This window comes from Pseudomonas palleroniana, assembly GCF_022836895.1.
Lineage (GTDB): Bacteria > Pseudomonadota > Gammaproteobacteria > Pseudomonadales > Pseudomonadaceae > Aquipseudomonas > Aquipseudomonas palleroniana.
Genome location: NZ_CP092411.1, coordinates 4,914,084 through 4,926,503 on the forward strand (window position 1 = coordinate 4,914,084; position 12,420 = coordinate 4,926,503).

The window sequence follows — 12,420 nt, forward strand, 5'->3', positions numbered from 1 at the left end:
TGCTTTCCGGCCGCAGGCGGAGATAGCACCATGCAACTCATTGATATCGGCGTCAACCTGACCAACCCCAGTTTCGACGAGAGGCATCAAGCCGTTCTCGATCGCGCCTATGCCGCCGGCGTACAACAATTGGTGCTGACCGGTACCAGTGTCGACGGCAGCGAACAAGCCTTGGAACTGTGCGTAAAACTCGACGACAGCGGCCAGCACCTGTTCAGCACGGCGGGCATCCATCCGCACTCCGCCAGCGACTGGAACGGCGACAGCGCCCAGCGTTTACGCGGCTTGCTCAGCGAAGGCCGGGTACGTGCCGTGGGCGAATGCGGGCTGGATTTCAACCGGGACTTTTCCCCGCGCCCTCAGCAGGAAAAAGTCCTCGAAGAGCACCTGGCCCTGGCGGTCGAGTTGAAACTGCCGGTGTTTCTCCACGAACGCGATGCCAACCAGCGCCTGCTGGAGATCCTCAAGGATTACCGCGACCACCTGACCGCCGCCGTGGTGCATTGCTTCACCGGCGAGCAGCAGGCGCTCTTCAGCTACCTCGACCTTGACCTGCATATCGGCATCACCGGCTGGATCTGCGACGAACGCCGTGGGACACATCTGCATCCACTGGTCAGGGAAATCCCGCGCGGGCGCCTGATGCTGGAAAGTGACGCGCCCTACCTGCTGCCGCGCACCCTGCGACCAAAGCCGAAAAATGGTCGCAATGAACCGGCCTATTTGCCGCAGGTGCTGCATGAGGTTGCCCTGCACCGCAGCGAAACCCCGGAAGATCTGGCCGAACACAGCACAGCCTGTGCCCGTGCGTTTTTTGGGCTGCCCTGCCTGGGTTGAGACAACCGTGTCGATGCGGTGCATTGACCCATGTCAAAACCGGATTTCTGAATAGCGGCACAATAATGGCACCTTGCCAATGCTGTTTCCGCTATCAGAGAAAACCTTCCATGGGTGCCTGGCTTAGCAATATCTCGCTGAAATACAAATTCTGGGCCGTCAACGCGGTGGCCTTCATCACCACCCTGTTGCTGGTGTTGTACGCCGTGCAGCTCGAACAACAGGCACGCAACGATGCGGCCCAAACCTCGGCGCAAGCGCAAGCACGATTGCTCGCGGCCTGGCCTGCCGACAAGGCGCTGCCCACGGACGAGCATTGGTTGACGTTTGCCCGGGGCCAAGTCCCACAGGATCTGTCAGCCCTCAGCAGCGCCAGCGGCTGGGTCGAGCTGAATCACAGGGCCCTGTTCGGTGAAAACCCGCTGATCGGTGCTGACGTCATTACAAGTGCCGACGGGCCACAGATCGCCGTGTTGGCCTACGGACGCAGCCTGAGCCAGGTCTTCGCCGAACGTTTCGCCAACTACGCCGTGGCGGTGCTGATCCTGATGCTGGCGATGCTCGGTGCCTCGCAACTGCTGATCCGTTTCCTGCTCAGTCAACTCAATACCCTCAAGGACGTGATGCTGCACGTTGAGAAAACCGGCGATCTGTCGGCCCGCGTGCCCCTGGCCTGCAAAGACGAAGTCGGCCAGATGGCCAGCGCGTTCAACGCCATGCAGGCCGGCTACCAGCGCGTGGTCAACACCGTGGCAAGCACCGCTCGGCAACTGGACGAGGGCGCCGCACGCCTGGCCAGCAGCATGAACGAAGTGCAACACGGCATGCTCGGCCAGCAGAGCGAAACCGACCAGGCCGCCACGGCGATTAATGAGATGACCGCCACCGTCCACCACATCGCCCAACACGCCGGCGCCACCCGCGACCTGTCCCAGACCGCCGACACCCTTGCCGGCAGCGGCCAGGAGGTGGTCATCCGCGTGCAACACTCCATTGCCGGGCTGTCCACCGGCGTGCAACAAACGGCGCAAATGATCCAGAAACTGGCCGAGGACAGCCAGAAAATCAACGGCGTGGTCAGTGTGATCCACAGCATCGCCGAACAGACCAACCTGCTCGCCCTCAACGCCGCCATCGAAGCCGCTCGCGCCGGGGAAATGGGCCGGGGCTTCGCCGTGGTCGCCGACGAAGTGCGCAACCTCGCCAAACGCGTGCAAAGCTCCACCGATGAAATCACCCGCATGGTCTCGGCGCTGCAAGCCGGTACTCGCGATGCGGTGGATTTCATGCAGGAAAGCTCATTCAAGGCCGACGACTGCGTGCAGCAGGCCCAGGAAGCCGGCGCCGCACTGGCCGAAATCACGGGGGCCGTGGCACAGATGCGCGAAAGCAACACGCAGATCGCCGTGGCCGCCGAGCAGCAAAGCCATGTCGCCGAAGAAATGAACCGCGCGGTGGTGAGTATTCGCGATGTGACGGAAAACACCGTACAACAGACCGTGGGCTCGGCCAGCACCAGCAATGAACTGGCGACGCTGGCTGGAGCACTGAGCAAGGCGATCGGTCAGCTGAAGCTATGACGCAATAGCCAAGCAAGGCTGGCTATGGCCCCCATAGTCAGCCGCAATTCGCCCACCCGCCCCACCCCGCCTAAACTCCTCTGCATGTTGTTTCAACGGACAGAGGATTCACCATCATGGGCAAACGTCACCCCAATCTCCCCGCCTGGCAATGGCGTAACTACCCACAGAACCATCAACACCCGACCAACCTGGCGCTGCACCTGATTGCCGTGCCGCTGTTCATCATCGGGTTTCTGTTGATCGTATCCGGGGTGTTCAGCCTGAGCCTGGTTAGTGTTGCCGTGGGCATCATCGGCATCCTGGCCGGCCTGGCGTTGCAGCGCCATGGCCATAGCCTGGAAACTCAGGCCAGTGAGCCCTTCAGTGATCGTAAAGATGCGGTGCAACGGCTGGTGGTCGAACAGTTCGTGACGTTTCCGCGTTTTGTATTGAGCGGTGGCTGGTGGCGTGCCTGGCGACAGCGCCACCGGCATTGAGGTCAGGCGAAGACCACGACGCTCTGGCGGCTGATGGCGATCAACTCGCCGGTCGGGCTCCAGAGTGCGGCAGCAGCATGCCCGTAGCCGTCGCGGGCGTGTTCGATATTGACGTAGTACTGGCACCAATCGAGGGTGGTCAGGTGCTGCAACGGCTGGATAAATTCGATGGTCCAGGTCAGGGTGCTGCCCGGCGCGGGTTTGCTCAGGTGCGGCAGCAAGGCCGGTGGCCAAGCGTCCACCAGAGCGAGGATATGCGCCTCGGTCAATGCCTCTTCCTTCACATCGCCCCGCAGGCGCACCCAACCGCCCATATCGCGTGATTTATTGCCGGTGAACGGCAGCCCGCCGACACTCCATCGCATGGCCAGGTGCCGCATGAACTCAGGGGTGACGCCTTTGATGTACGGCAACTCCTGGCATTCATCCCAGTGTTTGAAAGCCGGCGCAGGTTCACTTGCGACGTTAATCTGCGACTCACGCGCAGCGCCAAAGCTGGCCTGGACCACGGTCGCGACTTCGCCGTTCTGTACCACACGGCCGAGTAACTGGCTGACGGCTTTGCCTTCGCGCAATACTTCCACGTGGTAACTGGCGGCTACCCCCGGCTCAACCGGGCCGACGAAGGTGATCGCCAGTGAGCGTAACGGACGGTCCGCCGGTACCTGGGCGCGCAGGGCTTCATATTGCAAGGCGGCGACCAACCCACCAAACGTAGCCCGACCCTGGCCCCATTCGGCCGGAATGGTCACATCCAGCGGGTTGCTACGGGCGGCATCGAGCAGATCACTAAAGCGCATCGGGACCTCACATCAAGAACACGGATGGGGTGATCTTAACCAGCGTGGGGTGACTGCACAGCGCCCATACCGGCCAAAAACCGGACCGGTTCAGAAACAATCGGCGCTGAGTTTATCCAGCACCCGATCCGCGTGCCCTTCTGCCTGGGCCATGGTGCGATGCCACACCGCAACGCAGGGTTGCAAATCCGCTTGGTGTTCGGCCTGGGCCAGCCACTGCCAGCAGTCGTGCCAATCGCCCAACGCGCTTTGGGCACGCTTGAGACGGGACATCGCTTTGGCGGGGAGTTTGTCCAGGTTGGGATACGCCTCGGCCGCGTAGCGCACGCGCTTGATCAGCAACCGTAGACGGTGACGGTCATGATCGGGGTCCTTCAAGGCGTCACCGAGCTTTTGCCATTGCTTGGCGAGACGCTTTTCGATGCGCGGGCGCAAGCCCTTGAGCAACTTCTGGTGCTCGGACGCACGAATAAACCTTGGGAAAGCATCGAGGATCAACAGCAGATGGGCCACTTCGGGGCATTGCGCAACCTGCCGATAAGCCTCGGGCTGCAAGCGCAAACGCCGCGCAGCCGCCTCATGATAACCCTGCTGGTGCAGGTAGGCGGCCAGTACTTCTCGGTCGCGCAGGGGCGTGGTCAATTGACCCACCGCACTGGCGGCCAATTCAAGTTGCTCCACCCCCGGCAAGCCGCGCAGGGGCCGCAAAAGGCTACGCAGACGCCGCACGGTGGTGCGCAGATCATGCAGGGCTTCATCGTCGGTGACGGCAGCGAGGCGAGCCTGGCAGCTCAGTAACCCTACTTCCAGGCCAATGACCTGAGCGACTAACTGATCGACCAAAGCTGACATCCCTTCCTCCGCTGACGATGAAATGCTCTGTCGCTACGGCTTATCGGCCGGCACGCGACTCACGAATATAGAAGCGTGCTTTCTCGGCCTTGTTGGCGCACCCCTCAAAGGCTTCGAATTGCTGCTGGGTCTTGGCGCCAGTCAACAAAGACAGGGCCTTGGAGTAACTGACGGTCCCGGCAAAGCCTTCAGCCTTGGCCAGGTCCAGCTCATGCCAGGCGGCATCCAATTGCGTGCCACAGCTATCACGGTAAGCCGTTTTCCCAGCGCAACCGGCCAGGGCCAACACGATCACAGGCACACACATCCAGGCTTTCATCGATGACACCTCAAAATAAACAGAAACAGTCGTAGGCTGTAGACGTTGCCTACAAGGAAAAGTGCCTTGTCTGGCCGCCCAAAAGCATAACTGACGATCGCCAGAGCATACCCGAGCGCCCTGGCCAAGCAGCAAAAATATTCCGCACATCGACGAAGATTGAGCCGCCCCTCGGATGAGCGCATTGTGGTCAACTGTTTTGCGAAGGATCAGCTCATGAAGAAACGTGTGGCCTTGGTACTGGGTTCCGGCGGAGCCCGAGGGTACGCCCATATCGGCGTGATCGAAGAAATCGAACGGCGTGGCTATGACATCGCCTGTATCGCCGGCTGTTCCATGGGCGCGGTGGTGGGTGGGATCTACGCCGCCGGCAAGCTGGACGAGTATCGAAACTGGATCGAAAGCCTCGACTACCTCGACGTACTGCGCCTGGTGGATGTGAGCTTTCGCCTGGGCGCGATTCGTGGCGAGAAAGTGTTCGGGCAGATCCGCAAGATCGTTGGCGAACTCAATATCGAAGAGCTGCGCATTCCCTACACCGCCGTCGCCACCGACCTGACCAACCAACAGGAAATCTGGTTCCAGGAAGGCTGCCTGCACCAAGCCATGCGCGCCTCCGCGGCGATCCCCAGCCTGTTTACCCCCGTGATGCAGGGCAACCGCATGCTGGTCGACGGCGGCCTGCTCAACCCATTGCCGATCGTGCCGGTGGTGTCGAGCCATTGCGACTTGATCATCGCGGTCAACCTCAATGCCACCAATCAAAAACACTACCAGTTGCCGGTGATCCAGCGCCCGCCTGCGTTCAAGAGTCGCTTCAATAACCTGGCCAGATCCCTGGGCTCACACCTGCCGTTTCGACGTAAACAGGCTGAACAGTTACTGAAGCTGGAACAGGAGGCATTGCAGGCCGAAGCGGCAGAGATCAACCCATGGCTGGAGTCGGCCGAACCCGAGGCCCAACAGCCCGCCGCAGCGCCGGAAAAAGAAGGCGCACCAAAGTCCGCAACCGGTTCGTTCATCATCGACAACGTCGGCCCGGCGTCACTGCTGGACCTGATCAACCAGAGTTTCGAGGTGATGCAGACGTCATTGGCGCAGTACAAGATTGCCGGTTACCCGCCCGACGTGCTGATCAACGTGCCGAAACGGGTGTGCCGTTTTTTCGAGTTCTACAAAGCGCCGGAGTTGATCGCGCTGGGGCGGGAGATTGCCAGTGATACGCTGGATCGGTATGAGAGTGAGCAGCATTGAAGTTGAGCTGTAGCTGATGGCCTCATCGGGAGCAAGCCCCCTCCCAGGGGACCGAGTTCTACTTTTGGAATGTGCTCAAATGTGGGGGGTTGCTCCCGATGGCGTCGGAACAGGCACCCGCAATCTAGGCATTCAACAACCGATACCCCACGCCCGCCTCGGTCACGATAAACCTTGGCTGAGTGGGGTCGTCCGCCAGCTTTTGCCGCAGATGGCCCACGACGATGCGCAGGTAGTGGCTATCCTCGGTATGGGTCGGCCCCCAGATGTCCTTGAGCAGTTGTTGCTGGGTAATCACCCGCCCCGGATGCCGGGCCAACTGCGCCAGTACCGCATATTCCTTGCGGGTAAGCGCCACTTCGGCACCGTCCAACAGGACGCGGCGATAGGCCAGGTCCACCGTCAGGGGGCCGAAATTCAAGGCGGCCTCCTGGGCCTCACCCACCGGTGCCTGGCGCAGCAATGCACGCACGCGGGCGAGAAACTCCTGGATGCCGAACGGCTTGGTCACGTAGTCATTGGCGCCGCCGTCGAGGGCCTCGACCTTCTGACCTTCGCTGGCCCGCACCGACAGCACCAGCACCGGCACGGTCGACCACTCGCGAAACTCGCGCAGCACTTGCTGGCCGTCCATATCGGGCAGGCCAAGGTCAAGGACCAGCAAGTCCGGTTTGCTCAACGCCGCTTGGGCCAGGCCTTCGTTGCCGGTGCCGGCTTCGATCACCTTATAGCCTTGGGAGGCCAGGCTGATGCGCAGGAATTTGCGGATCTGCGGTTCGTCATCAATGACTAGAATCGTCGCGGTCTGGCTCATGGTGTCCAATCAAAATCCGTGGAGAAAAGAGGGTAGCTCAGGCCCCGTGTTCCAAGCCAGGTTGTGTCGGTAAAGGCAGGAACAAAGTGATGCAAGTGCCCCGCCCGTCGATGCCATCGGCCACGCTGATATGCCCACCGTGCGCGCCCACCATGCCCTGGCAGATCGCCAGGCCCAGGCCCGTGCCCTGCCCGCCCCGGTCACCACGGGCAGCGGTGTAGAACATATCGAAAATCTTCGCCCGCTCATCCTCGGGAATCCCCGGGCCCTCATCGGCCACCGCAAAAAACAGCTGCTCGTCCGCCACGCCGGCAGTCAGCTGCAAGCGGCCCTGAGGCGGCGAAAAACGTGCGGCGTTTTCCAGCACATTGACCAAGGCTTGTTCGATCAACGCAGCATGGACATACAACAGCGGTAGTTCAGCCGGCACATCGGTGCTTACGCGTAACGGCGCCAGCACGGCGCGTAAACGAGCGAGAGCACTGCCGACGATATCGCCGGGTGACACCCAGTCGCGCGCCAGCTTCAATGCACCATGCCCCAGGCGCGTCATATCCAGCAGGTTCTGGATGTAACGGTCGAGGCGCTCGGCTTCATCGCGGGTGCCCTCAAGCAACTCGCGGCGATCTTCCAGAGGGATCGCCTCGCCGAGAGCCAACAGACTGTCGATGCTGCCGCGCATGGAGGTCAACGGCGTGCGCAAATCGTGGGACACCGACGCCAGCAACGCGCTGCGCAACTGTTCGGTTTCGCCATGCAGCCGAGCCGATTCGAGTTCCTGGCCCAACTGAGCCCGCGCCAACGCCTGCGCCAGCGGCTGGCTCAACGCAGTGAGCAAGCGACGGCGTTGGCCGCTCAACTCCAGACCGGGCTTGGGGCTGACACCGAGCAACCCCAAAGGCCCCTCCTCACCCGATAACGGCCACCACCACCAGCGCCCGAATGGCAAGGTGCCCGTGCCCATGCCGGCCGGTTGATCGTGTTGCCAGGCCCAATCGGCAGCGGCGCGTTCGGCTTCGGTCAGGGTCAGCGGGCTGCCGGTCTCGACCTTCCAACCGCCCTGGCCGTCACGGTTGACCAGGCACAGGTCGAGGTCACTCCAGCCTTCCAGATGATGCGCCGCCGCACTGATCACCGCCTGGCGATCGGTGGCGGCGGTGAGTTTGCGCGACAGGTCGAGCAGTTCGCTGGTTTCTTCCTGGGTATCGCGCAGGGCCTGCAGTTGCCGGCGTTGGCGCGCAGCAAGGTTGCCGGTCAAGGCCGCCATCAACAAGAAGAACAGCAGGGTCAGCACGTCTTCTTCACGCTGGATGGCAAACGAGAAATTCGGTGGGATAAACAGGAAGTCGTAGGTCAGGAACGACAACGCGGCGCACACCAGGGCCGGTCCCAGGCTGCTGCGTACCGCCACCAGCAAGACGGCCGCGAGAAACACCAGGGAGATATTCGGCAGCGGCAACACACTGGCCACCGCCCAGGCCAACGCCGCCGCGACGATGGTCGCCAGCACCGCCAGGCCGTAGTCGAACCAGACCAGCCCGCGCACGTCCGGCAGACGCGGCGGTGCGGGCATGTCGTCGCTGTCGAGCACGTTGATTTCCAGGCCCCGCGCATTGCGCAGCAAGCGCGCCGCCAAGCCACCGCCAAACAAGCGGCGGCGCCAACGCATCCGTGACTGCCCCACCAGCAACAGGCTGGCGCGACGTTCGGCGGCATGCTGGATCAGGGTTTTCGCCACTTCCCCCGCCCGCAGCAGGACGACCTCCCCCCCAAGACGCTCAGCCAGTTGCTGGGCATTCTGCAGGTGCAGGCGCGATTGCTCATCGCGTGCGCGGCCGTTGTCGACATGCACCAGGCTCCAGGGTAAATGCCGGCGCTGGGCCACGCGGCTGGCGTGCCGCACCAGACGTTCGGCCTGGGCATCGCCATCCACTCCCACCAACAAGCGTCCGCGTACCGTCGGTGCCGCCTGGCCGAGCTGACGATAGCCTTGAGCCAAGTCATCATCGACGTGCGCGGCGGCGGTTTGCATCGCCAGCTCACGCAAAGCCATCAGGTTGGTCTGGGTAAAAAACGCGTCGATCGCCGCGCGCGCCTGTTCCGGCACGTAGACTTTGCCGTCGCGCAAACGCTCCAGCAGCTCACGCGATGGCAGGTCGATCAAGAGTAATTCGTCAGCCTCTTGCAGCACCCAGTCCGGCAGGGTTTCACGCACTTGCACGCCCGTGATGCCACGGACCTGGTCGTTGAGGCTTTCCAGGTGCTGGACGTTGACCGTGGTGAACACGTTGATGCCGGCGGCGAGCAGCTCCTGGATGTCTTGCCAGCGTTTTTCGTGACGGCTGCCGGGGGCGTTGCTGTGGGCCAGTTCGTCCACCAGCACCAGCTTGGGTTTGGCGGTCAGCAGGCCGTCGAGGTCCATTTCTTCGAGCATCACGCCGCGGTATTCGCTGCGTACCAAGGGTTGCTGCGGCAGGCCACTGAGCAGGGCTTCGGTTTCGGCGCGACCGTGGGTTTCGACCACCCCGGCGATCAGCCGCACGCCCTGGCGCAGCTGGGTGTGCGCGGCCTGGAGCATGGCGTAGGTCTTGCCCACACCCGGCGCGGCACCGAGGAAAACTTTGAGCCGGCCACGGCCGTCCCGGGGCAGTTCGGCTAACAGGGCATCGGCGCGGCCGGAGTCGCTCATGCGGGCAGTGTCCTTCAGGTATTTATCTAATCTGGCTCGATGAAGATCAACGGTGGGAAGGGGCTTGCTCCCGATAGCGGTGGGTCAGTTGCATTATCTGTAGCTGAGACACCGCTATCGGGAGCAAGCCCCCTCCCACACGGGATCAGAGTTTTTCCAGGGCCATGTTCAGTGCCAATACATTAACCACCGGCGGCCCCACCAACGGGCTTTCGATATGTTCATCCAACAACCGCTGCAAGGTCGAGACCGGCACATTCCGCGCGGCCGCCACCCGCGCCAGTTGATAGGCAATTGCCTGCGGTGGCAAGTGTGGATCAAGACCGCTGCCGGAGGTAGTCAGCGATGCCAGAGGGACCGGGCCCTGGCTGGGCACCCACTGTTTATTCGCGTCATCAAAAATGCGCGTCGCCAGCGCCGGGTTGCTTGGGCCCAGGTTGCTGGCGCTGCTGGACACCGTCGCAAAGGCACCGGCCGACGGGCGCGGATGGAACCAGCTGTCACCGGTAAAGTCCTGTGCGATCAGGCTGGAGCCGCGCACCTTGCCGCTATCATCGCGCACCAGGCTGCCATTGGCCTGGTCGGGAAACGCCACCTGGGCGACACCGGTGACGACCAAGGGGTAAGCCACGCCGGTGATCAGGGTCATGAGGACCAGCAGGCTCAGGGCCGGGCGGATCATGTTAGTCATCTTCACATCCTCAATAAATCGACAAACCAGTGGGGTGGGTTACACCAGGTGCAGTGCGGTCAACAGCATGTCGATCGCCTTGATACCCACGAACGGCACCAGAATCCCGCCCAGCCCATAGATCAGCAGGTTGCGCCGCAACAGCGCCGCCGCACTTGCCGCCTGCACGCGCACACCGCGCAGCGCCAGCGGAATCAGCACCACGATGATCAGCGCGTTGAACACGATGGCCGAGAGAATCGCGCTTTGCGGGCTCTGCAAGTGCATGACGTTGAGCACGCCCAACTGCGGGTAGATCGCGGCAAACAGCGCCGGCAGGATCGCGAAATACTTGGCCACGTCGTTGGCGATGGAAAAGGTGGTCAACGCACCACGGGTGACCAGTAATTCCTTGCCGATCTGTACCACGTCCAGCAGCTTGGTCGGGTCGCTGTCGAGGTCGACCATGTTGGCGGCTTCGCGAGCGGCCTGGGTGCCATCATTCATCGCCATGCCGACGTCGGCCTGGGCCAGTGCCGGGGCATCGTTGGCGCCGTCACCGCACATCGCTACCAACCGGCCGTCGTTCTGTTCGTGGCGAATGCGGGCGAGTTTCTTCTCCGGCGTGGCTTCGGCCAACACGTCATCCACACCCGCCTCGGCGGCAATCGCGGCGGCGGTCAGCGGGTTGTCGCCGGTGACCATCACCGTGCGGATGCCCAGTTTGCGCAACTCGGCGAAACGCTCGCGGATGCCAGGCTTGACCACGTCCTTGAGATGGATCGCACCTAGCAATTTGCCATCGGCGCACACCAGCAGCGGTGTGCCGCCGCTCTGGGCGATCTTGTCGATTTCGCGGGACAGTGCCGGTTGCAGATCACGACGTTGTTGGCCAATGAATGCCAGCAGCGAATCCACGGCACCTTTGCGGTACACACGGCCCTGGTAGTCGACACCCGATAAACGGGTTTCGGCACTGAACGGCACGGCGGTCAGTTGATCCAGGGTCGGCTCGGCCTGGGGGTGCAGGGCGCGCAGGTATTCGACAATGGACTTGCCTTCGGCCGTGTCGTCCGCCAGCGACGCCAGCAAGGCACCTTCGGCCAGGTCCCGACCGCTGACGCCAGGCGCTGCGAGCACGGCCGCGCAGCGACGGTTGCCGAACGTGATGGTGCCGGTCTTATCCAGCAGCAATACGTGTACATCCCCCGCCGCTTCCACGGCACGTCCGGACTTGGCAATCACGTTGAGGCGCACCAGGCGGTCCATGCCGGCGATACCGATGGCCGACAACAGCCCACCAATGGTGGTAGGAATCAACGTCACCAGCAGTGCGACCAGGAACACCAGCGGCAAGCTGCCATTGGCGAAGTGAGCGAACGGCTGCAGGGTCACCACCACCAACAGGAAGATCAGGGTCAGGCCGATCAGCAAAATGTCCAACGCGACTTCGTTGGGGGTTTTCTGACGTTTGGCGCCTTCCACGAGGGCGATCATACGATCCAGGGTCGACTCACCGGGGTTGGCGCTGATGCGGATCAGCAACCAGTCCGACACCAGCCGGGTGTTGCCGGTGACGGCCGAACGGTCGCCGCCGGACTCGCGGATCACCGGCGCGGATTCGCCCGTGATCGCCGCTTCGTTGACCGCCGCGATCCCTTCGATGACCTCGCCGTCACCGGGGATCATTTCCCCGGCGGCAACGCGGACCACATCGCCTTTGCGCAGGCTGGTGGCCGGCACCACCTTGAAACTGCCATCGGCCTCTTTACGCCGTGCGCTCAGACCTTCACTGCCGGCCTTGAGGCTGTCGGCGCGGGCCTTGCCGCGACCTTCGGCCAAGGCTTCGGCGAAGTTGGCGAACAACACGGTGAACCACAGCCACACCGCGATTTGCACGGCGACAAAGGTCGGCACGGCGGTGTCGGGCACGAAGCACAACACGGTCGTCAGGATGGCGGTCAGTTCCACCACCAGCATGACCGGCGAGCGTTGCAGCTGCCGTGGGTCCAGCTTGACGAAAGCCTGGCCCAGCGCCGGGCGCCACAGGGCGGAGATGGCGGTTTTGGCGGGTTCCTGGGTGGCTACGGAAGCCGCATTTTTTGCAGGCATATTCATTGTCATAT

At 62.6% G+C, this 12,420-nt stretch carries 11 protein-coding genes; 4 read left to right on the plus strand and 7 right to left on the minus strand.

The window, feature by feature from the left end; genetic code table 11:
- Positions 1 to 30: 30 nt before the first annotated feature.
- From MJP36_RS21955 to MJP36_RS21965, 3 genes are all read left to right on the plus strand, one after another.
- Positions 31 to 837 (plus strand): TatD family hydrolase, encoded by an 807-nt coding sequence (locus MJP36_RS21955; protein WP_060753239.1) that lies wholly within the window; start codon positions 31 to 33, stop codon positions 835 to 837.
- 110 nt (positions 838 to 947) lie between these two features.
- Positions 948 to 2,417, plus strand: a complete 1,470-nt coding sequence (locus tag MJP36_RS21960; RefSeq protein WP_244383997.1) for a methyl-accepting chemotaxis protein — start codon at positions 948 to 950, stop codon at positions 2,415 to 2,417.
- Between the two features lie 116 nt (positions 2,418 to 2,533).
- Positions 2,534 to 2,896, plus strand: coding sequence for a DUF962 domain-containing protein (locus tag MJP36_RS21965; RefSeq protein ID WP_060753237.1), 363 nt, complete (start codon positions 2,534 to 2,536; stop codon positions 2,894 to 2,896).
- A 2-nt stretch (positions 2,897 to 2,898) separates the two neighbouring features.
- On the opposite strand, the gene MJP36_RS21970 is transcribed toward MJP36_RS21965, so the two are convergent.
- From MJP36_RS21970 to MJP36_RS21980, 3 genes are all read right to left on the minus strand, one after another.
- Positions 2,899 to 3,696: an acyl-CoA thioesterase gene (locus MJP36_RS21970; RefSeq protein WP_244383998.1), complete on the minus strand. Its 798-nt coding sequence runs from the start codon at positions 3,694 to 3,696 to the stop codon at positions 2,899 to 2,901.
- Between the two features lie 90 nt (positions 3,697 to 3,786).
- A complete protein-coding gene (locus MJP36_RS21975) occupies positions 3,787 to 4,548 on the minus strand; it encodes a CHAD domain-containing protein (protein ID WP_244383999.1) in 762 nt (253 codons plus the stop codon).
- 40 nt (positions 4,549 to 4,588) lie between these two features.
- On the minus strand, positions 4,589 to 4,867 hold the full coding sequence (locus MJP36_RS21980) for a hypothetical protein (protein WP_017734442.1): 279 nt from the start codon (positions 4,865 to 4,867) through the stop codon (positions 4,589 to 4,591).
- A 216-nt stretch (positions 4,868 to 5,083) separates the two neighbouring features.
- Between MJP36_RS21980 and MJP36_RS21985 the strand changes: the two genes are divergently transcribed.
- A complete protein-coding gene (locus MJP36_RS21985) occupies positions 5,084 to 6,121 on the plus strand; it encodes a patatin-like phospholipase family protein (RefSeq protein WP_060753234.1) in 1,038 nt (345 codons plus the stop codon).
- A gap of 124 nt (positions 6,122 to 6,245) precedes the next feature.
- Here MJP36_RS21985 and MJP36_RS21990 read toward each other — a convergent pair whose 3' ends face one another.
- From MJP36_RS21990 to kdpB, 4 genes are all read right to left on the minus strand, one after another.
- Complete coding sequence (locus tag MJP36_RS21990) at positions 6,246 to 6,935, minus strand: response regulator (RefSeq protein ID WP_090366049.1); 690 nt, start codon at positions 6,933 to 6,935, stop codon at positions 6,246 to 6,248.
- 37 nt (positions 6,936 to 6,972) lie between these two features.
- Positions 6,973 to 9,624, minus strand: coding sequence for a sensor histidine kinase (locus MJP36_RS21995; protein WP_104995880.1), 2,652 nt, complete (start codon positions 9,622 to 9,624; stop codon positions 6,973 to 6,975).
- Positions 9,625 to 9,769: 145 nt separating this feature from the next.
- Positions 9,770 to 10,315 carry a potassium-transporting ATPase subunit KdpC gene (gene kdpC, locus MJP36_RS22000; RefSeq protein WP_090366052.1) on the minus strand — a complete coding sequence of 182 codons (546 nt, stop codon included), beginning with the start codon at positions 10,313 to 10,315 and terminating at the stop codon, positions 9,770 to 9,772.
- Positions 10,316 to 10,354: 39 nt separating this feature from the next.
- Positions 10,355 to 12,412 (minus strand): potassium-transporting ATPase subunit KdpB, encoded by a 2,058-nt coding sequence (gene kdpB, locus MJP36_RS22005; protein WP_174554020.1) that lies wholly within the window; start codon positions 12,410 to 12,412, stop codon positions 10,355 to 10,357.
- Positions 12,413 to 12,420 lie beyond the last annotated feature (8 nt).